This window comes from Chryseobacterium paridis, from assembly GCF_016595215.1.
GTDB classification, from domain to species: Bacteria; Bacteroidota; Bacteroidia; order Flavobacteriales; family Weeksellaceae; genus Chryseobacterium; species Chryseobacterium paridis.
This window is the reverse complement of record NZ_JAENHK010000007.1, coordinates 143,205-165,150: the sequence shown is the minus strand read 5'-3', so window position 1 is coordinate 165,150 and position 21,946 is coordinate 143,205. Positions and strand designations below refer to the sequence as shown.

21 protein-coding genes and 1 riboswitch are annotated in these 21,946 nt (G+C 36.3%); of the genes, 7 read left to right on the top strand and 14 right to left on the bottom strand.

Annotation, left to right across the window (positions count from 1 at the left end):
* On the bottom strand, positions 1-1,668 hold the full coding sequence (locus JHL15_RS07690; RefSeq protein ID WP_200244742.1) for a T9SS type A sorting domain-containing protein: 1,668 nt from the start codon (positions 1,666-1,668) through the stop codon (positions 1-3).
* A 412-nt stretch (positions 1,669-2,080) separates the two neighbouring features.
* On the opposite strand from JHL15_RS07690, the gene JHL15_RS07685 reads away from it, so the two are divergent.
* Positions 2,081-2,860, top strand: coding sequence for a hypothetical protein (locus JHL15_RS07685; RefSeq protein ID WP_200244740.1), 780 nt, complete (start codon positions 2,081-2,083; stop codon positions 2,858-2,860).
* A gap of 28 nt (positions 2,861-2,888) precedes the next feature.
* Here the strand turns inward: JHL15_RS07685 and JHL15_RS07680 are convergent, their stop codons facing one another.
* The 4 genes from JHL15_RS07680 to JHL15_RS07665 are packed head-to-tail and all read right to left on the bottom strand — an operon-like array spanning position 2,889 to position 6,057.
* Positions 2,889-3,539 carry a DNA-3-methyladenine glycosylase family protein gene (locus JHL15_RS07680; RefSeq protein WP_200244738.1) on the bottom strand — a complete coding sequence of 217 codons (651 nt, stop codon included), beginning with the start codon at positions 3,537-3,539 and terminating at the stop codon, positions 2,889-2,891.
* 27 nt (positions 3,540-3,566) lie between these two features.
* On the bottom strand, positions 3,567-4,076 hold the full coding sequence (locus JHL15_RS07675; protein WP_200244736.1) for a methylated-DNA--[protein]-cysteine S-methyltransferase: 510 nt from the start codon (positions 4,074-4,076) through the stop codon (positions 3,567-3,569).
* A gap of 3 nt (positions 4,077-4,079) precedes the next feature.
* Entirely contained in the window at positions 4,080-5,492 is a 1,413-nt protein-coding gene (locus tag JHL15_RS07670) for an MFS transporter (RefSeq protein WP_200244734.1), read from the bottom strand.
* A gap of 1 nt (position 5,493) precedes the next feature.
* Entirely contained in the window at positions 5,494-6,057 is a 564-nt protein-coding gene (locus JHL15_RS07665) for a TetR/AcrR family transcriptional regulator (RefSeq protein ID WP_200244733.1), read from the bottom strand.
* A gap of 148 nt (positions 6,058-6,205) precedes the next feature.
* Between JHL15_RS07665 and JHL15_RS07660 the strand changes: the two genes are divergently transcribed.
* The 5 genes from JHL15_RS07660 (at position 6,206) to JHL15_RS07640 (ending at position 8,989) form a co-directional block, all read left to right on the top strand.
* Positions 6,206-6,625, top strand: a complete 420-nt coding sequence (locus JHL15_RS07660; protein ID WP_200244731.1) for a hypothetical protein — start codon at positions 6,206-6,208, stop codon at positions 6,623-6,625.
* Between the two features lie 224 nt (positions 6,626-6,849).
* Entirely contained in the window at positions 6,850-7,449 is a 600-nt protein-coding gene (locus JHL15_RS07655) for a hypothetical protein (RefSeq protein ID WP_200244729.1), read from the top strand.
* 170 nt (positions 7,450-7,619) lie between these two features.
* Positions 7,620-8,192: a Crp/Fnr family transcriptional regulator gene (locus JHL15_RS07650; protein WP_200244727.1), complete on the top strand. Its 573-nt coding sequence runs from the start codon at positions 7,620-7,622 to the stop codon at positions 8,190-8,192.
* A gap of 72 nt (positions 8,193-8,264) precedes the next feature.
* Positions 8,265-8,663, top strand: a complete 399-nt coding sequence (locus JHL15_RS07645) for a DUF4267 domain-containing protein (protein ID WP_200244726.1) — start codon at positions 8,265-8,267, stop codon at positions 8,661-8,663.
* A complete protein-coding gene (locus JHL15_RS07640) occupies positions 8,660-8,989 on the top strand; it encodes a hypothetical protein (protein WP_200244724.1) in 330 nt (109 codons plus the stop codon). The genes JHL15_RS07645 and JHL15_RS07640 overlap by 4 nt, the downstream gene beginning before the upstream one ends.
* A 98-nt stretch (positions 8,990-9,087) precedes the next feature.
* On the opposite strand, the gene JHL15_RS07635 is transcribed toward JHL15_RS07640, so the two are convergent.
* Together JHL15_RS07635 and mmsB are read right to left on the bottom strand one after the other, a co-directional pair.
* Positions 9,088-9,870, bottom strand: a complete 783-nt coding sequence (locus JHL15_RS07635) for an enoyl-CoA hydratase/isomerase family protein (protein ID WP_200244722.1) — start codon at positions 9,868-9,870, stop codon at positions 9,088-9,090.
* Positions 9,871-9,963: 93 nt separating this feature from the next.
* Positions 9,964-10,860 (bottom strand): 3-hydroxyisobutyrate dehydrogenase, encoded by an 897-nt coding sequence (gene mmsB, locus JHL15_RS07630; RefSeq protein ID WP_200244720.1) that lies wholly within the window; start codon positions 10,858-10,860, stop codon positions 9,964-9,966.
* A 368-nt stretch (positions 10,861-11,228) separates the two neighbouring features.
* Between mmsB and JHL15_RS07625 the strand changes: the two genes are divergently transcribed.
* Positions 11,229-11,588 carry a four helix bundle protein gene (locus tag JHL15_RS07625; RefSeq protein ID WP_200244715.1) on the top strand — a complete coding sequence of 120 codons (360 nt, stop codon included), beginning with the start codon at positions 11,229-11,231 and terminating at the stop codon, positions 11,586-11,588.
* A gap of 201 nt (positions 11,589-11,789) precedes the next feature.
* On the opposite strand, the gene JHL15_RS07620 is transcribed toward JHL15_RS07625, so the two are convergent.
* The 7 genes from JHL15_RS07620 to JHL15_RS07590 form a co-directional block, all read right to left on the bottom strand.
* Positions 11,790-12,893 carry an enoyl-CoA hydratase/isomerase family protein gene (locus JHL15_RS07620; protein WP_200244714.1) on the bottom strand — a complete coding sequence of 368 codons (1,104 nt, stop codon included), beginning with the start codon at positions 12,891-12,893 and terminating at the stop codon, positions 11,790-11,792.
* Between the two features lie 249 nt (positions 12,894-13,142).
* Positions 13,143-14,303, bottom strand: a complete 1,161-nt coding sequence (locus JHL15_RS07615; protein ID WP_200244713.1) for an acyl-CoA dehydrogenase family protein — start codon at positions 14,301-14,303, stop codon at positions 13,143-13,145.
* A 74-nt stretch (positions 14,304-14,377) separates the two neighbouring features.
* The gene (locus tag JHL15_RS07610) at positions 14,378-15,874 is read right to left on the bottom strand and encodes a CoA-acylating methylmalonate-semialdehyde dehydrogenase (RefSeq protein ID WP_200244712.1); all 1,497 of its coding nucleotides are present in this window, start codon (positions 15,872-15,874) and stop codon (positions 14,378-14,380) included.
* 84 nt (positions 15,875-15,958) lie between these two features.
* Positions 15,959-17,410: a bifunctional 2-methylcitrate dehydratase/aconitate hydratase gene (locus JHL15_RS07605; RefSeq protein ID WP_200244711.1), complete on the bottom strand. Its 1,452-nt coding sequence runs from the start codon at positions 17,408-17,410 to the stop codon at positions 15,959-15,961.
* A 45-nt stretch (positions 17,411-17,455) separates the two neighbouring features.
* Entirely contained in the window at positions 17,456-18,607 is a 1,152-nt protein-coding gene (prpC, locus tag JHL15_RS07600; RefSeq protein WP_234047711.1) for a bifunctional 2-methylcitrate synthase/citrate synthase, read from the bottom strand.
* Positions 18,594-19,502 (bottom strand): methylisocitrate lyase, encoded by a 909-nt coding sequence (gene prpB / locus JHL15_RS07595; protein WP_200244706.1) that lies wholly within the window; start codon positions 19,500-19,502, stop codon positions 18,594-18,596. The genes prpC and prpB overlap by 14 nt, the downstream gene beginning before the upstream one ends.
* A 395-nt stretch (positions 19,503-19,897) precedes the next feature.
* Positions 19,898-20,091, bottom strand: a riboswitch (cobalamin riboswitch).
* Positions 20,092-20,425: 334 nt separating this feature from the next.
* Entirely contained in the window at positions 20,426-21,841 is a 1,416-nt protein-coding gene (locus tag JHL15_RS07590) for an aminotransferase-like domain-containing protein (RefSeq protein ID WP_200244705.1), read from the bottom strand.
* Positions 21,842-21,946: the final 105 nt, after the last annotated feature.

The window sequence follows — 21,946 nt, the reverse complement described above, 5'->3', positions numbered from 1 at the left end:
TTATTTCTTTATTAGTTTAGCGTTCGCTGTTTTATTCGTATCTGTTTTAATCACCACCAAATAAGCACCTTGAATTAAAGGCTGAGTATTGATCTTAGTCACTTTATTCTTCGTTTTTAAATTTTGGAGTTGTCTTCCTCCCATATCATATAAAGTAATATCAGCCTCTTTAAAATCAAAACCTATTTCTACATAAGCATAATCTGATATCGGATTCGGATAGATCTTAATATCTTGCTTTTCGATCAATTGATCAAGTTGTTTATCTCCCAGTTTAATAATCTTCCAATTCTCTTTTCCAAGCTCTTCTGCACTGGTTCCAGCTAAAATGATTGAACCGTCTCTGTTTAATTTGATATCAGATAATCTCTCTTCTTTCTTTCTGGATTCTCCTTTTACGTATTTTCTCCACTGTTCATTACCATCCTGATTCAGATACAACATCCAGAAGGTTTCATCATCTGTTTCTATTCTTCCTTCAGCCTGAGTATATCCACCCAACAATATTCCTTTGGTAACCTCTGGGTTCTTGGCTCTTGTATCTTGGCTCTGTATCACACTCATTCCCATCAAAATATCCCTGTTCTTAAAGTTGTAGGATTTTTGCCACTGTTCATCGCCTCTTTCATTTAAAGAGATTAACCAAAGATCTGTTCCCTCTTCAATTCCTACAGTCTTGTTTCCTGAGCGTTCAGAACGACTTTCACCACCGATAACGTAGCCAGTTGAGGTTAGTGCCAATGTTCTCAAATGATCATCTCCTTTACCTCCATAGTTCTTTTCCCATTCTACTTTTCCGTCTTTTGAAAGTTTTACAATCCAGTAATCACCCTCACCTTCATTGTTGGTGGTTTTTGGGTAGCGGGATACGAGATTCGAGGTTATTATCGTTGAATTTTGATTCCCGGAACTCGAAACCCGAACCTCGGAACTCCTCGAATAAACCCCTAATAAAGCCCCACCATCCTTCGTTGGAATCATTTTCTCTACTTCGTCTAACCCAGAACCACCTAAAACAAGTTGTGAAATTTCTTTTCCGTTTTTATCAAGTCTGGTGATCCAGACATCTTTTGATCCATAACCAGATGTCGTTGGTGTCTTTTGTGTTGAAGTTCCCTGAGGTTCTCGAAGGGAACTTTGCACATTTCCTGCTACAAAGAAACCTAAATCAGTAGTTTGAATAACAGCTCTGGCTTCTTCATCAGCAGAAGTTCCCAATGTTTTTTGCCACAATTCATCACCAAATTCATTGATTCTGATCAGCCAGATATCCGAACCTCCCTTGGAACCATCTTTTTTATCAAATCCCTTTGATGAATACGTGGTTCCTGAAAGAAGGAACCCGCCATCTTGAGTAGTAACTGTTGAAGATAAATAATCATGATTCTGTCCCGCAAAATATTTCTCCCAAACCTGGTCACCTTGCTGATTCAGTTTCACTAAATGGAAATCATATCCGTTATTTTGCTTGTTCGTAGCCTGAGGCTCTCGAAGGCTACCTTGCTGAATAACACTCCCCGTAATCAAATACTGCTGATCAATAGTCGTTGTCACCTGACTTAGAAAATCCTGAGTATTGGACTTGATATCCTTTTGCCAGATTACTTCCTGAGCCGAAAGGCTCAGCATTGTGCAAATCGAAAATACACTTATGTAGAGTTTTATCATTATTATTTTTTAGTTTCCTTATGTTAATTTAAAATCGTGCAAATTTAACATTTTTTAGCATTCATTAATTTCACTTTAAAAAGATTTAACATGAATTGCATCATGTTTTTACTTTCTCATTTTTAAAGTGTTACATTTTGTATAATGCAAAGATATTAGGATATAACGCCAGAACTTGACGCGTTAAATATAAGATGCAAATAGTTTAGAACAAGTTGGAAAATCTTTGAAAGTATTGAAAAGATAGACAGCTATTTTACTTTTAAATTGGTTTGATATCATAACTAATATTTTATTAGAATTAAAAAAATTAATATTTGTTTTTCAGCTACTTAAGATTTTAATAAATTTATATTCCTCTTTAATATTTTCTATTACACCGTAACTATTAAAGCTAACCTGAAACTCCCAAATGATACAAATTGAATTTGCACAGCGAGCTAAAGAAATTTTAGAAACAGATCAACATACCATTGGTTTAGCTGTTGGGGGTTCCTGGATAGCTAATCAAATAGATGAGTTTTCGGATTTGGACTTAATCATTGTAACTGATGAAAAAATCAGTGATAACAAAGATAAGATGGTGGATTATGCAAAACGTCTTGGTAGTTTTCTTTCAGCATTCACGGGAGAACATGTTGGAGAGCCAAGGCTTTTGATTTGTCTATATGACAATCCCCTCTTGCATGTTGACATAAAATTCGTGACATTAGAAGAATTTCATCATAGAGTTGAAACACCAACAATTCTTTTTGACAAAGACAACAGGCTTCAAAAGGCTATTAATGACTCAACTTCAAATTTCCCATATCCCGATTATCAGTGGATTGAAGATCGGTTTTGGATTTGGATACACTATGCATTACTAAAGATTGGTAGGGGTGAATATTTTGAAGCATTTGACTTCTTAGGCTTTTTGAGAATGGTTGTTTTTGGTCCCCTGCTCCATATTAAAAATAATAATCTCCCTAGAGGAGTAAGAAAAGTTGAAATGGAATTGAATAAGGGTGATCTTGAAGATTTAAAACTCACCCTACCACATTATGATCGAAAATCCTTACTGGAATGCCTACACCATTCTGTTTTGTTATATAGACAGTTAAGGAAAGTCCTCTTCGATACCTCCATAATTTTACAAAATGAAACTGAAAGAAAAGTGATGCTCTATTTTCAAGATCTTGAAAAGAAATAGCAAATGCAGTTGAATTACCGCAATACCTTTACAGTGCTTTCTTCTTTGCATTGGATAAATAGTAATGCCATAGCATCATAGAAGCGATCGAACGGAAAGGTTTCCATAGTTCACTTATTTCAAGAATTTCCTCCCTTGAAGCTTTGGATGGAAGTTGTTTCAGACGTTTTAAAGCATTGACTGCTGCCAGGTCACCAATTGGGAAGATATCTGTTCGTTGAAGAGTAAACATCAGATATACATCAACCGTCCAGTTGCCGATTCCCTTTAGATTGACTAATGTTTTTCGGGCTTCGTCATTGGACATTTCTGATAATTCCTTAAGATTTATTTCATCACTTACAATTGCTTGTGCCAATCCCTTGATATAAGCAGTTTTTTGACGGCTTACATAACATTCTCTCATCTCTTCATCATTAAGTTTAAGAACATTTTCAGGAGTAATTTCCACTACTTTTTCTCTCAGTTTATTCAAGGCAGATAAAGCCGATGCCAAAGAAACCTGTTGCTCTAAAATAATATGGACAAGTGTTTCGAAAGTATTATCCCTTGTCCACATCGGAGGGTAGCCATGAGTATTTAAAATGCCTCTTAAATCTGCATCCTTATTGGCTAAATGCTCACATAACTGGTGAAAGTTTTCAAGGTTGAATGTCGTGATTTCTGATGTTTGATCCATACAGTTTATATTTTTTTCATATTATATTTAAAACAAGGAGGGCATTCTGAAACCCTTTTCGAGATCAAGTAAAATCGATTTATTTTCCAGACCTCCTGCAAAACCAACCAATTTCCCGGATGCACCTACTACTCTATGACACGGAACAATAATGGATATCGGATTTTTATTCAAAGCTCCACCAACGGCACGTACTGCTTTTATATCACCAAGGATTTTAGCCAGCTCTCCATAAGTTTTTATAACACCATAAGGAATTTTCAACAAGGCTTCCCAAACTTTAACCTGAAACTCAGTCCCTTTAAAGTCAAGTGGAATATCAAAAGTCCTCCTCTTATTTTCAAAATATTCTTTTAATTCTTTTTCGGTTTGCACAAGTATCGGATGTTGATCTTCTCTCACAGGGACAGAAAGTTTGGTTCTTTTATAGTCCTCACCTTCCCAGATTATGGCTACGAGGCCTTGATCCGAAGCAATCGTCCTTATTAACCCAACAGGGGAAGAGATATCTTTATACACCAGTTTTTTATCTTCCATGATTTATGTCTTGATGATTTTTTCAGCAGTTTCAGTTACCGGTTTCGTACCGGGTAGCAATTGTAGCATAAGCCCTACGATCACTACGCAGATCAACAGGCATATGACTCCAAAATGATAAGCCATTTGCCACCCATCTTTTGAAAAATAAAAAAATACACCACCGATTATACTTACTCCCAACGCAGAAGCCGTTTGCTGAAATGTCGAATAGATTCCTGCTGCTGCGCCAGCATATTGTGAAGGTACATTTTTAAGAGCAATATTCAATAAGGACGGAAGCACAAGTCCGTTTCCAAATCCCCAGGTTGCCATTAATCCGATAATCAACCCTGTACTGATTCCTGGTTTCCATACTGTCATTTGAAGGTAAAAAGCAATAAACAAAATAATCACCCCAACTTGTAATACTCTTTTCCCAAATATAATAATCAATCGCGAAGCCAATAGAGAAGATACAATAAATAAAATCCCGGGAACAATAAAATATAACCCACTATCTAAAGCTGAAATACCAAGTCCATTTTGCAGATATACTGCGCTGAGCAAAAGATATGCTGTATGCAACATAAAATGGAATAGCACCGCAACCAGTCCTATATTGAAATCTTTTATCCTGAATAGCCTGACATCGATTAAAGGATTTTCATTTTTGGAAAGCTTAATTTTTTGATTGTATATGAAAAAGGCAAACAGAATGGCAGATAAAGTAAGCAATGCGAAACTCCACAACGGCCATCCAGATTCACGTCCTTGTATCAGAGGATAAATAAGAGAGAATAATGCTAAAGTCAAAATCAATATTCCGGTATAGTCAAATTTTGTAGTTTCATGTTTTGGCGTTTCGGTAAGGTATTTATGCGTTGCCCAAAGGGTGATAATTCCAATCGGAAGATTGATGAAAAAGACCAATCGCCAGCCATCTATGATCCAATGGATATCTGATAAATAGCCTCCCAGTACCTGTCCGATGACAGCAGCAGTTCCAAGTGTAATACCATACAAACCAAAGGCTTTTGCCCGTTCTTTGGTATCAGTAAAAAGCACTTGTATAAATGCGATGGTTTGCGGAACCATAAATGATGCACTTAACCCCTGAAAAATTCTTGTTACATTGAGTTGAAAAGCTGATTGTGATAATCCGCATAAACAGGATGAAACAGTAAAGGCAAACATTCCCCAAAAGAAAACTTTTTTCCGTCCAAAATGATCTCCTGCCCTACCTCCTGTTATAAGGAAAGCGGCATAACCAAGAAGGTATCCAGCTATTACAAACTGCATCTCACCATCTGTGGCATGAACTCCCTTTTTGATGGTGGGTATGGCAACATTAATGATGAATACATCAATTACAGAAAGCAAAGGAGCGGCCAGTACAATGATCAGCTCCAACCATTTATTTTTTACCTCTTTCATTTTAGATCAGTTTTTCAATGATTTTCTTTGCAGATTGAATATCATCAGGTTTTTTAAAAACAGATGCGGTAACTATAGAACCTTCAAGCATTACATAGATCATCTCCGCCAACTCTTCATCCGACAAGATTTTTTTGTGACCTGAATTTTCTACAAGCATTTTTATATATTCTTTGCTGTGAACTTTTGTGGACTGTATTTCAGCCAAAACTCTTGGATCGCTTGCTCCTGCTTCATCATTAGCTTTAATGAATGGACAGCCACCAAATTGACGAATTTTCTGCCGATCTGTATGATGATCAAAAAGTGCCAATAATTTACCTTTAGGATCTGTGACTTTGTTTACACTTGCTTCCAGCCTGCTAAACCACAATTCATGCGTCCGCCGGACATACGCAATTAACAGATCTGTTTTTGTCTCAAAATGTTTGTATAAAGAAGCCTTTGCAATATCAGCTTCTTCAATGATCTGATTAATGCCGGTATTATTATAGCCCTGGGCGTAAAATAGGCGCTCGGCGGTATCCAATATTCTGTCGGCTACGACTTGTCCTCTCTGTTTCATGAAGCAAAACTAACAATTAAATAGACAGACTTGTATATTTAATTATTCGTTTTTTTCTATAACATATATGTATGACATCAAAAAACAGTTTAATGAAAGCAATAGCACAATTTGATTTCAAAGTATATCTTTGCAAAAACGTCAAATTATGAAGTTATTCCTGTCAGCTTTATTACTGTTTTTCCTTACTTCCTGCTTGAGTGACTCTGAGTATGTCCCTAATCCTCCTGCTCCTGTTGTAAAATCCACTAAGTACTATGTACATAAATCTGTTACAAAAAAGAATGGGGTCATAACCTTTACTACACTGCATGATGGTACATGTACAGCAAAATCATATTATCAGATTGATCAGCTCAATGGATCAAGCGAGGTTATTTTCGTATCCTATTCAACTTGTGATAGCTATCAGATACTGAAAGGGTCTTATAGCAGCGGGAATGCGAGTATGATCCTTAATTTTGTTATTTATCATGCTTCCATTAATGGAAATGAATTAACTGTTTCAAAGATCACTACCGATATGTGGGATACATATGAAGAGACCACTATTGCAAAATCAAATTAAATAACCAGCTAATTCCTGCAAAAACCAAAAGAATGATTACTTTAAATCATTAGTGCTCTTGGTTAATAAAAAGAGAATTTTAAATAGCTAATAATAAACATATTATATCTACCAACAACTCTATAAACTCCTTTCTATAGGAGATTGATCGTTATTTTAAGCATTAATAACTATCTTTACTGTGAATTAAATAACAAAAAAAAATTATCTCGAAACAAACCATAATGAAATCTATTTTCAATATCCTTATAGCCTCAATTCTTGTAATCTCATGTGGCGAAAATGATGATACGCTCGAAAACCCAAAACCAATAGAAAAGGTAGTGTATGATTTTCAGTATAAAAATTACCTTGTGAAAAGTGTCGTCCTTTACAAAGCCCCAACTGCTCAACCATCCCATCCGAATGAATCATACCTGAGTAAATATTGGGAATTTTATCAGGAGCCTATATGGAATAAGATAAGTGTGGATATAAAAAACAATTCCATTAAACTGATCGCCGGATCATCAGCTGATGCAGAATATAAGATTACCCTTTCAAAAGACTCTGTATTTATCATCAGAAATGGCGAACCTGAATATATAGGAATGTTCAATAAGACTGAATCTTCTTTTACATTGAAAAGAGCACTTCGGTACGTAAAGAAAATGCCCAGAAACAATTCTACTGCTTTTTTTCTTTCACAAAACAATACTTTTGGGACCTTTGAATACCAAAGTGTTTTCGGTCATAGTGCTTTTAATAATCCATCAGAAATGACTGAAACCGGTGATGAGGTATTATGGGGCAACATCGAATATAATTACCTATTAACACAATAGATAAAGATGGGATTTAGATAAGTAGTTTTACTTGTAATCAATACAATTTAAATATATAAATTATCAAAGAATCAGTGATTTGATATAAATTTACAGCTTAATTTTAGCATTAAATTGTTCATAGATTTTCAATATTGATTCAACCTAACTCTGATAAAAACTACTTAACTATGGATGATCCTTTAATTACAGCAATTAAACAAGTAATAGAAATAAGTCCTGATGAAGAAAAAATAATTCACAGCTTATTCACATTGAAAGCCTATAAAAAAGGAGAATTTTTCCTTAAAGAAGGTGAAGTCTGCAAATACGTTGGTTTTATTGAAAAAGGCCTTGTGCGCTATTACATTAATGATGATGGAGAAGAAAGGACCTATGGTTTTTCAAAAGAAAATGAATTTACCAGTAATTTTGAAAGCTTTGGTCCGCAAACACCATCAAAACAAATCATTCAGGCTCTTGAGAACTCCAGCATCTGGACCATCAGCTATGAAAACCTTCAGAAGCTTTATGAACAGGTTAAAAATGGAGAACGATTTGGACGGCTATCTATTGAGTATGTTCTTATTAAAACATTAAAAGACAGGAATTCATTTCACACTGATTCTCCAAAATCACGCTATGAAAAATTTATCAAAGAGCATTTTGATCTGCAACAACGGGTATCTCAATATTATATTGCTTCCTACGTTGGTGTAAAGCCACAGTCATTAAGCCGAATCAGAAAAAGGATATCGCTTTAATGATTTATTAACCTGGGTGCATAAATTTTTAGTAAACGTTGAGGAATTTTGTATCAACAAAATAAAGTTCTTATGAAACGTTTACAACAACAAACATCATTCTGGCTGAGCCTCATTTCAGGTATTGGTTTACTGTACATTGGTATCCGCTTTTTTATCAATCCTGTCGGTGCTGAAATAGATTATGGCATTCGCACTATTACCAATGGAGATTTTTCCTTTCAGTATATTAAAGGAATCCGTGATTTTTTCTTTGGATTGATTATTATATTCCTTTTATGGAAAAAACAGTTCTTTGCATTAGGTTTTATTCTGATCTTAGGAACTATAATTCCTGCTACAGATTTCTACGTAGTACTATCGCATCCTGACTTCAAAACTGGTCATCTAATTTCACATTTGATCGCTGTTATCATCTGTTTGTCATGCGGGTTCTATTATTTAAACAATCATAAAATGATAGCATCATGATTTTATTTAATATCGTTCTGGCCTTACATTTCATAGCCTTCTTAATATTTATTATCCAACTTGCTATATTATTTCCTCAGGAAAACAAGATGCTTCATAAAAGAAACATCCTTATTGGAGTTACTATTTTAATAACCGGAATCCTTCTTGTCGTTTTAAAATACCCCCATATCAATTTATATAAAATCATCCCGAAATCATTTTTATTCTTAGGAGTTTCAATTTTTTGCGGGATATACAGTGGGAAAAATGTTCCAACCAAAGTCTTCTACCTTTTATTTGGAATGGCTATTTTGGCCGGTCTTATAGGAATCATTAAAACGTAAGGATTCTTCAACACATTTTCAACCTGACATCATATAGTCATTATACATCAAAGCCTGAACTTCATGATCGTTCAGGCTTTGAAAAAAAAATCAAATATCTATCTTCCTCTAAAATCAGGGCTTCTTTTTTCAATAAAAGCGTTTATCCCCTCTTTTTGATCTTCACTATTAAATAGCTCACCAAATAAATGAGCTTCCTGTTGTAAGCCTTCATGAATATGCAGCTCAAATCCTGTATTTAAAGACTGTTTTGCTTTATGGACTGCTACAGGGCCTCGCAATGAAATAGTGGAGGCTAACTTTTTTGCTTCATTCATTAATTCTTCAGAAGTAATCACTCTATTGACAAAACCAAATTCTTTGCAATCTGCTGCAGAATAAAATTCTCCGGAGAAAACCATTTCTCTTGCCTTATACAAGCCAATAGCTCTTGGCAAACGTTGAGTTCCTCCAAAACACGGCAAAAGTCCAAGAGTCACTTCTGGCAAACCAAATTTAGCCTTTTCACTGGCTAAAATAATATCGCAGGATAATGCTAGTTCACAACCGCCCCCCAATGCAAAACCGTTTACAGCAGCAATAACTGCAAATGGCAATTCTTCAATTGCATTGAATGCTGTTTGTGCAAAAACTGAAAATGACTCTGCCTCTTTAGGAGTCATTCCTTGCATTTCTTTAATATCTGCACCTGCTACGAAAGCTTTTTCGCCAGATCCGGTAATAATAAGTACTCTGATATCCTGACTGCTTTTTATTTCATCTGCGAATTTTTTTAATTCTCTTAAAACGTCTTTATTCAGAGCATTTAATGCCTGAGGACGATTGATTGTCAGGACTCCGATAGAGCCTTCCTGCTGATATAGTAATGTTTCGAAATTCATTTTTATTAAAGTTAAAAGTTAAAAGTTGAAAATGGAAAGTGAGAAGTCGAAAGTGTGCGGGTTTTGTATCTGTGCCCTTCTTATTTTCAATTTTCAATTTTCCACTTTCAATTTTCCATTTAAAAACTGTATGATGCTTGAAAAATCTATTTTCCCGTTTCCTGATTCGCTCCAGATTCTATACAGATTTAAAGCAGTATTTCCCAGTGGAGTCGACGTTTTTGTTTCGAGACCAGCCTCTGCTGCTAATCCTAGATCTTTTGTCATAAGATCGACGGCAAACCCGCCAGAATATTCTCTGGAAGCAGGAGCATTTTCCATCACTCCCGGATAAGGATTATAAACTTCCAAAGACCAGTTTCTCCCGGAACTTTTTTGCATAATTTCACTTAAAACTGAAGCATCCAATCCATGTCGTACACCTAAGTTAATGGCCTCAGAAGTACCAATCATATTAATGGCCAAAAGCATATTATTACATATTTTAGCCACCTGTCCGGCTCCAGAATCTCCGGCATGGAATATATTTTGTCCCATACATTCAAGCACAGGTTTTGCTTCATTAAAATTCTCTGCGGATCCTCCAACAATAAAGGTAAGCGTACCCGCTTGTGCCCCACCAGTTCCCCCTGAAACAGGAGCGTCGATCATTTTGTGCCCTCTGGAAACTGCCAATTCTGCAACAGATCTTGCTGTTACAGCATCAATAGTACTGCTATCAATGATCAATGTTCCAGGTTGCAAATTATTGATCAACTCTTCCGAATATAATTCCGCGACATGTTTCCCTGAAGGCAACATCGTAATAACAACTCCAGCTTCTTTTACCGCCTCCAAAGCAGATCCTGCCACTTGTCCGCCTGCATATACTAAAGCATTTAAAGCAGATTCCGAAAGATCAAAACCTACTACTTCATGTCCTTTTTTAACCAGATTAGCCGCCATGGGACCTCCCATATTTCCTAATCCTATGAATGCTATTTTTTTCATTCTTATTAATAATTTATTTTTATATAGTTGAGATTTATATAGTTGAAAATTGAAAGTGGAAAGTTGAAAGCTTCAATGTCAGTCTCATCTTAACCTTTTTGTTATTCATTTAACGATTTTTCCTATAAATGCAAAGTGGAAAATTGAAAATGGAAAGTGGAAAGTTGAAAGCTTCAATGTCAGCCATATTTTTATCTTTCTTTTATTCATTTAACAACTTTTCTTATAAATGCAAAGTGGAAAATTGAAAGTTGAAAGTTCCAGAGGTAGCCTTCTATTTTTCGTTTTCAAATTTCAATTTTCAACTTTCAATTTAATTAACTCTTCAATTTTCCACTTTTTTGTATCTTACCCTAAAACACACATGTATGACAACTTCTATTATTGATGCAAAAGCATATTCCTTTGCTTTACAAATCATATTATTGTATAAACAACTGGTTTCCGAAAAGAAAGAGTTTGTTTTATCCAAGCAAATTCTTCGCAGCGGTACTGCAATCGGAGCTTTAGTACGTGAATCTGAACACGCTCAAAGCAAAAGAGATTTTTTAAATAAGATCAATATTGCCCTAAAAGAAGCAAATGAAACTAAATATTGGCTTCAACTTTTAAGAGATAGCGGATATATTTCTTCATCAACATTCAAAACTATATATCCGACAATTGATGAATTAATAAGAATTCTTGCCGCTATAGTGAAAACCACTAAAAGGAACTTACTTCTTTAAAAAGTTGAAAATTGAAAATGGAGAGTTGAAAGTTCCAGAAGTAGCCTTCAATTTCTCATTTTCAAATTTCAATTTTTCGTTTTCAAATTTCAATTTTCAACTTTCAATTTAATTAACTCTTCAATTTTCCAACTCCATTATAAAACCATACATCTCTTAATAAATAAATCTGCACGAATTTCCATTTTCACCTTTCCACTTTCAATTTTCAATTTCTACTTCAACAACATCCCACTCTCCGATGATCCAATTAAAATAACCATCCACCCAGTCTTCTGTAACTTCAGTCAAAGTAGCGGGCTGCCATTTCGGAGTTAAATCTTTATCTACTAATAAAGCTCTTACTCCTTCAATAAAATCAGTGTGAATACAACATTGGCAGGACAAATTCAATTCTGAGCGGAATACATCTTCGAGGCTTAATTTTTTTCCCTGCTTTAATTGCCTGAAAATAATATGGGCAGAGCTGGGTGAACCCGCTTCAAAGCTTTTAAGTCCAGTTAAAATCCAATCATCTTTTTTAGGGTAATCAGTAAGTATTTCGGCAAATTCTTCTAATGAATCTACTCCCTCAAACCTATGAATAAAGGCTTGATGCAATTCCGTTTGTGATTCAGGTATTTCTGTCTCTTTTGAGAACTTTTCCAGAACCTCAGAAACTGCCTGATGACCGTCTCCATTCCAGATAATTTCTTGTAAAGATGAAAGAATTTGCTCTTTTAATGAAGATGAAAGATAAAAATCTGCCAATCCTAAAAATTTACAGTCGGCACCGTCAAGCCTTGCTCCGGTTAATCCAAGATACAAACCGTAAGCAGAAGGCATTTTATTCAGAAACCACGTTCCTCCTACATCAGGATATAGTCCAATCGTAATTTCAGGCATAGCCAACTTACTTCGTTCCGTGACAATCCGATGCGATGCGCCCGCCATTAAACCAATACCTCCACCCATTACAATTCCATGTCCCCAAACAACAATGGGTTTAGGATAAGTATGGATCATATAATCAACCTGATATTCTTTTGAAAAGAAATCAAAACAATCCTGAGGTACTTTAGTATGATCAATAGCTCTCTGAGCAATAATTGAATCATATAACTGACGAACATCTCCACCTGCACAAAATGCTTTCTCACCTGATCCCTGTAAAAAGATGCAGGCAACCTCATCATTGATCTTCCAGGTAGACAATATAGTATGTAGCTCTTCTATCATAGGCAGAGAAAGAGCATTGAGTGTCTTTTCCGAGTTAAGGGTAATGATCCCCACTCTATTTTTTATTTCTGTAAGTAGTAAACTCATTGTATTTGATTAAAAGTTGAAAATTGAAAATTGAAAGTGGAAAGTTATTGTGCCTGCCGTTTATTGGCTAGTTTTCAATTTTCCACTTTCCATTTTCCACTATATAATTATCTGACTTGATTTCTGTAAGTAGCTAACCCAATTTAAATTTAATTAAAGTTGAAAATTGAAAGTTGAAAATTACTATGTCGGCCATTTAGTTGCTGGTTTTCAATTTTCAATTTTCCACTTTCAATTTTAATTGCATAGTTATCTGATTTGTAAAGTAGCTCCTTCTTCCAATATTTTTCTGGAAATAACGAGTTTCATAATTTCGTTAGTTCCTTCTACGATCTGATGTACTCTGGCATCCCGCATAAGCCTTTCTACAGGAAAATCCTGTGTGCATCCATAACCTCCTAATATCTGTAATGCTTCATTGCAGATATTAAAGCACATATCTGTTGCTAACCGCTTAGCCATTGCGCAATAGGTAAGAGCGTTAACATCTTTGGAATCTAATTTAAAAGCAGCAAGGTGTACCATCTGACGCGCAGCTACCAATTCCGTAACCATATCGGCAATCTTAAATTGCAACGACTGAAAATGGGTTAGAGATCTTCCAAACTGATGCCTTTCATGCATATATCTCTGAGCCTGATTGATTGCTCCTTGTGCTGCTCCTACAGAGCATGTTGCGATATTGATCCTCCCACCATCTAATCCTTTCAACGCTATTTTAAATCCTTCACCCAGCTCTCCTAAAAGATGGCTCTCATCAACTTCCACGTGATCCAGGAAAACAAAACGTGTGGGTTGTGTGTTCCAGCCTAATTTCTTTTCTTTTTCTCCAAAACTAATGCCTTCTGTTGTAGCAGGAATAACAAAAGCACTAATCCCTTTCGCGGTTGAATCTCCGGTACGCGCCATAACGATGAGAACATCACTTTCACCGGCACCTGAGATAAATGCTTTCGTTCCATTGATAACATATCGGTCACCTTTTTTGATTGCAGTAGTTTTCAAACTTGCTGCATCAGAGCCGGAACCTGGTTCAGTAAGACAATAAGAGCCTAATAATTCTCCCGACGCTAACTTTGTACCCACTTCCTTCCGTACCTCATCTTTTCCAAATTCATCAATCATCCAGGAAACCATATTGTGAATGGTAATATAAGCCGTTGTCGAAGGACATGCAGCAGCCAGCTCTTCAAAAATAATAGCTGCATCCAATCGTGACAATCCTAATCCTCCGGCATCTTCACTGGTATAGATTCCACAGAATCCCAGTTCACCAGCTTTGGTTATAGCTTCTCTTGGAAACATCTTTTTAGCATCCCATTCAGAAGCATAGGGCGCCAGTTCTTTTTCAGCAAAGCTTCTCGCCGCATCCTGAAATGCGCGTTGATTTTCATTTAGATTAAACTCCATTTTTGTATAGTTGAAAGTGGAAAATTGAAAGTTAAAAAGTTGTATAGCACTTATCAACCTTCAATGTATTCGTATTATTTTAGCGCGATCGTCATATTGACATTTCCTCCCGGAACGTCTTCTTCAAACCAACGTGCTGTGATCGTTTTAGTTTCGGTATAAAAGCGTACTCCTTGTTTTCCATAAGAATGCAGGTCGCCAAAGAAAGATTTACGCCAACCCGTGAATGAAAAGAAAGGAAGTGGAACGGGAATAGGAATATTGATACCAATTTGTCCTACTTCAATTTCATGTTGAAATTTCCGGGCAGCAGCTCCTGAATTGGTAAATATGGAAGTTCCGTTACCATAAGGATTGTTATTGATGATCTTAATGGCTTCGTCCAAAGTATCTGCTTTCATCAACAATAAAGCAGGTCCAAAAATTTCTTCTTTATAAATATCCATGTCAGCAGATACATTGCTGAATAAAGTAGGCCCTACAAAATATCCATTTTCATAGCCCTCTACAGTACAGTTGCTTCCATCTAACAGAACTTCTGCTCCTTGTTCGTAGCCACTTTTTATTAAACGCAATACTTTTTCTTTGGATTGCTGGTTAATTAATGGACCATAAGCCGCAGACTCATCAGACCATACACCGGGTTTAATAGTACCTAATGCAGATTTAATTTCTTCCACCCAGTTTTGAGCTTCACCTACAAGTACAGCGACACTGATTGCCATACAACGTTGCCCGGCAGCACCACATGATGCTCCCACGAGGTTATTGATCACCTGTTGTTTATTCGCATCAGGCATGACTACCATATGGTTTTTAGCCCCTCCGAAAGCTTGCACTCTTTTTAAATTATGCGTTCCGGTACGATACACATGTTCTGCTACAGGAACGGAACCCACAAAAGAGATAGCTCTAATTTCAGAGTGATTCAGAATATGATTCACCTGGTCTTTGGAACCGTGAACTACGTTGAGCACTCCTTTAGGAAATCCAGCTTCTATAAACAATTCTGCTAGTTTTATAGCAGTCATTGGCGTCTGCTCTGAAGGTTTTAATATAAATGTATTCCCGCAAGCGATTGCCATTGGAAACATCCAAAGAGGAATCATCGCCGGAAAATTAAAAGGCGTAATTCCAACACATACTCCCAGTGGCTGAATATAACTGTAGGTGTCTACTGCTCTCGCTACGTTTTCTACAGTTTCACCCATCATTAATGTCGGGATATTACAAGCATGTTCTACAACCTCTATCCCCCGCCATACATCACCCATCGCATCGGCAAAAGTTTTTCCGTTTTCTTTAGAAAGAATTTCAGCAATTTCTTTCTGATGCTGTTTTAATAAGTGTTGGTAGGAAAGAAATAACCTTGCACGTTCAGGTATCGTATATTCTTTCCAGGTCTTAAATGCCTCGGTTGCAAACTCTATAGCTTCATCAATTTCTGATAATAGCGTTAAAGGGACTTCAGCTAAGACTTCTCTGTTAGCCGGATTTTCAACAGGTAAATGTTCGGTAGCTTTACTTTCGATAAAAGCTCCATTGATTAATATTTTTACTTTTTCTGACATAATATTGTTGTGAATTGAAAGTGGAAAGTGGAAAATTGAAAACGAAAATCAAATTTCCTTTTTCAATTTTCTACTTTGCATTAATTAAATAACCAAAAGGTCTACGAACTCATTAACATTCAATCCTATCAGTTGATCATATTCTAATGAATTTTCTAACACAAGTTTTTGTTGTTTTTCAGGAAAAATACGAGCCAGATTCACTTTATATTTCTTGATCAATTCAGGAATACCTTCATCTCTTCTTCTTTTATGCCCGATTGGATATTCTACTACTATCTCATCCAGAACAGTTCCATCATTTAATTCTATTGTTAATGCATTGGCAATAGAACGTTTTTCAGGATCGTGATAATCTGTGGTAAACTGAACTTCTTCTACACATTCTATCTTATCACGTAGGATATCAATTCTTGGATCTGATGCAATATTATCTTCATAATCTGCGGCAGTTAATCTTCCATAGATAAGAGGTACTGCCACCATATACTGAATCGCGTGGTCACGGTCAGCAGGATTATTTAATGGCCCTTTTTTATCGATGATTCGGATCGCTGCCTCATGGGTACGGATGGTGATTTTCTTAATATCCTCTGTCGTTTTACCTAATTCTTTTAGCTTATGATGTAATGTCATTGCCGCTTCTACCGCTGTTTGAGAATGGAATTCTGCAGGGAAAGAAATTTTAAACAATACATTTTCCATTACATAAGAACTGTATTCACGTTGGAATTTGAACTCATTTCCTTTAAAAGAAACATCATAGAATCCCCAGGTTTTAGCAGTCAATACAGAAGGATATCCCATTTCACCTGTTTTAGCAATTAATGCTAAACGTACGGCTCTTGAAGTAGCATCTCCTGCCGCCCAAGACTTACGGCTTCCCGTATTCGGAGCATGACGGTATGTTCTTAAAGATTGTCCATCTACAAAAGCTAATGAAATTGCATTGATCAACTCATCACGGTTTAATCCGATTAATTTCCCTACAACGGCCGTAGAAGCCAACTTCACTAATAAAACGTGATCTAAACCTACTCTGTTGAATGAATTTTCAAGAGCAATTACTCCCTGAATTTCATGCGCCATGATCATTGCTTCCAGCACCTGCTTCATTTTCAAAGGAGCTTTTCCTTCTGCGATATTCGTTCTTGACAACCAATCAGCAGTTGCCAAGATTCCTCCTAAATTATCTGAAGGATGTCCCCATTCTGCAGCTAACCATGTATCATTAAAATCCAACCAACGGATAATAGCTCCAATATTAAAAGCAGCCTGAACCGGATCCAACTGAAATTGAGTACCAGGTACTTTAGCCCCATTTGGAACAATAGTTCCCTTTACAATGGGTCCCAATAACTTCGTACATGCAGGATAGGTTAAAGCTTCTAATCCACATCCGATCGTATCTAAAAGGCAATAATGAGCTGTTTTCCAAGCTAAATCATTTTTGATTTCGTAGTTTAATACGTAATCTGCAATATCTTTTAGTACTTGATCCGGTTGTGGTCTTTCATTTGAAATGTGTGATGACATCTTTTTATTTTAAATTTAATTAGTATGTATTTAGAATTGATTGTTTTATCTGCTTCCGATAGGAACAAATTCTTTGTTTTCAGGTCCCGTATAATTGGCACTCGGACGGATAATTTTCCCATCCTGTCTCTGCTCGATGATATGGGCACTCCATCCGGTTACTCTTGAAATAACAAATAAAGGAGTAAACATAAGTGTAGGAACTCCCATCAAGTGATAAGAAACTGCTGAGAACCAATCCAGGTTCGGGAACATTTTCTTTTCTTCCCACATGATGCTTTCCAGTCTTTCAGCAATATGATAAAGCAACATATCACCAGCTTCCTCGGAAAGTTCTTTAGCCACTTTTTTGATCACTACGTTTCGTGGATCTGATATGGTATAGACAGGATGTCCAAATCCTATAATTACCTCTTTATTAGCAATACGTTTTTTGATATCTTCTTCCGCTTCATCAGGGGAATTGTATCGGCTTTGGATTTCGAAAGCCACTTCATTGGCTCCACCGTGTTTAGGACCTCTTAAAGCACCAATAGCTCCTGTTATACAAGAATAGAAATCTGAAGATGTACCCGCAATGACACGGGCGGTGAAAGTAGAAGCATTAAACTCATGTTCCGCATAAAGGTTAAGAGATATTTCCATTGCCTTTACCCAGGAATCAGGAGCTTTTTTACCATGTAACAAGTGCAGAAAATGTCCCCCAATCGTGTCATCATCCGTCTCTACATCGATCTCTTTCCCATTATGGGTATAATGATACCAGTATAAAAGTCCTGAACTGAATGATGCTAATAACTTATCTGCAATATCCCGTGCTCCTGCCACATTGTGATCATCTTTTTCAGGCTGAATACTTCCGATCGCTGAAACCATTGACCGCATAACATCCATCGGGTGCGCAGCTGCAGGAATACTTTTCAGGATATTTCTTACAGAATGAGGCAGTCCTCTTAATGATTTTAATTTGGCTTTATAGTTTTTTAATTGAGCTCCGGTTGGTAATTGTCCGTAAATAAGAAGGTAGGCAACCTCCTCAAATTGTGCTCTTTCTGCAAGATCCAAAATATCATAACCTCTGTAGTGGAGATCATTTCCGCTTTTTCCAACACTGCAAAGAGCAGTATTACCAGCTGTCACCCCTGAAAGTGCTACGCTTTTTTTAGGCTTAAATATAGGCTCATTATCCATTGACATCTTTGTTGTTTTTAAATAGGTTATCTAATTTTTGTTCGTAATCGTGATAGTTGATGCTTTTGTAAAGTTCATCGCGGGTTTGCATGGTATCCAATACATTGGCCTGGGTTCCATCCTTTCTGATGTGTTCATACACATTCTGAGCAGCTTTGTTAGCCGCGCGAAAGGCAGAAAGTGGATATAAAATCAAACCTACTCCGGCGTTTTTTAGTTCATCTGCAGTATACATTTTGATCATCCCAAACTCAGTGATATTAGCCAGGACAGGAATCCCTGTTGCATCTACAAATTTTTGATAATAGCTTAAATCAGGAACGGCTTCTGCAAAGATAAAATCAGCTCCAGCCTCTTTATAAGCCACTGCTCTTTCCAATGTTCTATCCAATCCTTCATTGGCAAAAGCATCCGTTCTGGCTCCAATGACGAAATTCTCATCCGTCCTTGCATCCACTGCTGCTTTTAACCGGTCTACCATTTCTTCTTTACTTACTACTTCTTTTCCAGGACGGTGTCCACAGCGTTTTGCGCCTACCTGGTCTTCAATATGTAAAGCAGCTGCTCCGGCTTTAATCAGTGATTTCACTGTTCTCGCCACATTAAATGCCGACGGACCAAAGCCTGTATCTACATCTACCAGCAGAGGCAGATCGCATACGTTGGTTATTCGTTGAATATCGATTAGTACATCTTCGAGGGTTGTAATTCCCAGATCAGGAATTCCTAATGAACCTGCAGCAACTCCTCCTCCTGAAAGATAAATAGCATTGAAACCTGCCTGTTGTGCTAACAATGCATGATTGGCATTGATTGCTCCTACAATCTGAAGAGGATTTTCTTTTTGCATTGCCTCCCGGAACCGTAGTCCGGCAGACTCTAAACTTGCATTTTTACTCATCTTTAATATTATTGTTCGTTTTAATGTATTTAACCTACCTATTATCAACAATTTAAAAAAATATATTTTTTCAAATTATTAAATTAATTGAACGACCTATAAACATTAATGAACGACTGAATGACGAACAGGTGATTTGACCATTATTCAAATATATAACTGTCCCCATCAGCCTTCAATGCTTATAAATCAACATAAAAAGTTGTTGATACACTTCACAATACTTTGTAAGAGAGAAAATTATGGAAAGGGGTAATACGGCAGATATAGGTACAACAGAACTTTGAAAGTAAACTTTGTAAAAATATCTCTAACATGATCATGCGCACAGAAAAGTGTAGGGCAATGTCATCATAACGTATCATACCTGACTATAAGCTTCAGATCGCGAAAGCATCGTCAATTCGAAATAGGCAGGTCTCCTGACTTGTAACAATTTTTATCGTCCTTCCCATTCAAAAAAATGAACAGTGGACCTTGATTGATAAAAACCTTTTAAGTGTTACTTACAGTTGCGCGACAGTTCGTGATTTACACACGATTCCCTTTTAATTCACAGCTAAGTGTAACCAGTTTCGGTTGATAAAGAAGTCTAAATAAACTCCTTGGTGGTAAATATAGGTATTTTATCGAAACGTCAAAATATTAATTTACGAACAATAGTTAGGTAATCGTAATACTTTGAAAATGTGATCAATAAAGATATTTTAAAATTAAATAAAAATAATTAAGTGATATAAATCATGTAAAATTACTCTGCAAAAAAGTACGGTCAGGGAAATTTTCCAGAAAAAACATATGCAATAAATAAAAAAAGATCGGAACAATTTGATAAGAAAAATAATGGAATATGTCATTTCACAATTCTTCTTTTTATCTTAAAAAATTGAGACTAAAAAGGATGTATTATCATTGAAAATATTTTACAAAAGCTCTTTTACCTTTTTACCTATATTTTGTAGTGACGTAAGACTATGAGGAGTGATACGCTCCGCAAAAATAATTCTGAAATGATGATTCAACCGGTCAGTGAGAGTAAAAATTTCTCCAGGTGTAAATAATATCCGATGATCTTCACAATAAGCATAGAACATCTCCATATTCACCCCTTTTGGCAAACATCCCCATATACTGTATCCACCCTGAGGTACGCCAAAATAAGAACCATCCGGAAAATAGGTATGTAAAGTATCTAATACTTCCTTAGCCTGTCTTTGTAATTGTTTCATGAATGAACGTAAATGCTTATCATAGCTCTGGTCATTGAGGAGTTTAATCAGCAATTCCTGGTATATTGGGGCCACTGATCGTCCCAATGAAAATTTCAATCTTTCTGTCTGTGCATAGAACCGGCCTGAGTGCAACCATCCCAAACGAATACCTGGAGCTAAAGTTTTAGAAAAAGAAGAAAACGTCATTACCCATCCATCCACATCAAAACTTTGAATGTTTGAAGGTCTTTCGGTTCCAAAATAAAGATCTCCATAAATATCGTTTTCGATAATAGGAAATTGATAATGTGTGGCAATGGAAAGCAATTCTTTTTTTGTACCATCTGTCATAAGAATGCCTGTTGGATTATGAAAATTTGGCGTAACAATGAGTGCTTTAATCTCATTATCCCGGCAAACTTCCTTGAAATATTGTGTATCAAAACCCACTTCCCTATCAACAGGAATTTCTATTGCCTTAAGTTTTAGACCTTCAATAACCTCCAAAACAGAAAAGACACATGGACTTTCCACAGCAATATGATCACCAGCATTTGTTACAGATGCTAAAGCAATATACAATGCTTGTAGAGCACCATCTGTAATAATTAATTCTTCAGGATTAAATGTACATCCATACTGACAAGCACGGTCAGCAATCTGATTTTTGAGCTCTCCTGAGCCATTGACAGGATAATAACGAAGCAGTGAAGTTCCCTTCTCCCGGATTACTTCCTGCATCTTTCTCAGAATAAGCTTTTGCGGAACCAATAGATCCGTAGGCGTGGCTGAATTAAATGAGGCATATTCTGAAGGTTTATTTCTAACTGAAATTAATTCAATATTCTTATTGAATGCTTCGTTTTTTTGACCAAAAGATGGATGTAATAAAGGTTCTGCGATAGGCTGCTGTATATCCGAAGCGACAAAATAGCCAGAGCGTGGAATATTTTTTACCAATCCTTTTATAACCAGATAATCATAACCACTTTGAACGGAGCTTATGCTGAGGTGATATTTGTCTTTAATCTCCCGAGTAGAAGGAAGACGGCTTCCTGGCTTTAGTATTCCTTTTTTAATGTTGCTTTCAATCGCAGAAGTAAAAACCTCATATTTGTATGCCTGCATACCAATTCATCTTTTCATAACAAATGTACAAATGTGTTCTGATAAAATATCAATTAAAAAACAACTGTACCGATTCAATTGTAGCCAACTGTACTCATAGTATAG

Coding starts and splice junctions, on each gene's coding strand:
- JHL15_RS07645 (WP_200244726.1), top strand. CDS start 8,265: ATGAAACGTTTACAACAACAAACATCATTCTGGCTGAGCCTCATTTCA.
- JHL15_RS07670 (WP_200244734.1), bottom strand. CDS start 5,492: ATGAAAGAGGTAAAAAATAAATGGTTGGAGCTGATCATTGTACTGGCC.
- JHL15_RS07665 (WP_200244733.1), bottom strand. CDS start 6,057: ATGAAACAGAGAGGACAAGTCGTAGCCGACAGAATATTGGATACCGCC.
- JHL15_RS07680 (WP_200244738.1), bottom strand. CDS start 3,539: ATGGATCAAACATCAGAAATCACGACATTCAACCTTGAAAACTTTCAC.
- JHL15_RS07590 (WP_200244705.1), bottom strand. CDS start 21,841: ATGCAGGCATACAAATATGAGGTTTTTACTTCTGCGATTGAAAGCAAC.
- JHL15_RS07675 (WP_200244736.1), bottom strand. CDS start 4,076: ATGGAAGATAAAAAACTGGTGTATAAAGATATCTCTTCCCCTGTTGGG.
- JHL15_RS07635 (WP_200244722.1), bottom strand. CDS start 9,870: ATGAATTTCGAAACATTACTATATCAGCAGGAAGGCTCTATCGGAGTC.
- JHL15_RS07625 (WP_200244715.1), top strand. CDS start 11,229: ATGACAACTTCTATTATTGATGCAAAAGCATATTCCTTTGCTTTACAA.
- JHL15_RS07610 (WP_200244712.1), bottom strand. CDS start 15,874: ATGTCAGAAAAAGTAAAAATATTAATCAATGGAGCTTTTATCGAAAGT.
- JHL15_RS07685 (WP_200244740.1), top strand. CDS start 2,081: ATGATACAAATTGAATTTGCACAGCGAGCTAAAGAAATTTTAGAAACA.
- JHL15_RS07650 (WP_200244727.1), top strand. CDS start 7,620: ATGGATGATCCTTTAATTACAGCAATTAAACAAGTAATAGAAATAAGT.
- prpC (WP_234047711.1), bottom strand. CDS start 18,607: ATGTCAATGGATAATGAGCCTATATTTAAGCCTAAAAAAAGCGTAGCA.
- JHL15_RS07660 (WP_200244731.1), top strand. CDS start 6,206: ATGAAGTTATTCCTGTCAGCTTTATTACTGTTTTTCCTTACTTCCTGC.
- JHL15_RS07690 (WP_200244742.1), bottom strand. CDS start 1,668: ATGATAAAACTCTACATAAGTGTATTTTCGATTTGCACAATGCTGAGC.
- mmsB (WP_200244720.1), bottom strand. CDS start 10,860: ATGAAAAAAATAGCATTCATAGGATTAGGAAATATGGGAGGTCCCATG.
- JHL15_RS07655 (WP_200244729.1), top strand. CDS start 6,850: ATGAAATCTATTTTCAATATCCTTATAGCCTCAATTCTTGTAATCTCA.
- prpB (WP_200244706.1), bottom strand. CDS start 19,502: ATGAGTAAAAATGCAAGTTTAGAGTCTGCCGGACTACGGTTCCGGGAG.
- JHL15_RS07605 (WP_200244711.1), bottom strand. CDS start 17,410: ATGTCATCACACATTTCAAATGAAAGACCACAACCGGATCAAGTACTA.
- JHL15_RS07615 (WP_200244713.1), bottom strand. CDS start 14,303: ATGGAGTTTAATCTAAATGAAAATCAACGCGCATTTCAGGATGCGGCG.
- JHL15_RS07620 (WP_200244714.1), bottom strand. CDS start 12,893: ATGAGTTTACTACTTACAGAAATAAAAAATAGAGTGGGGATCATTACC.
- JHL15_RS07640 (WP_200244724.1), top strand. CDS start 8,660: ATGATTTTATTTAATATCGTTCTGGCCTTACATTTCATAGCCTTCTTA.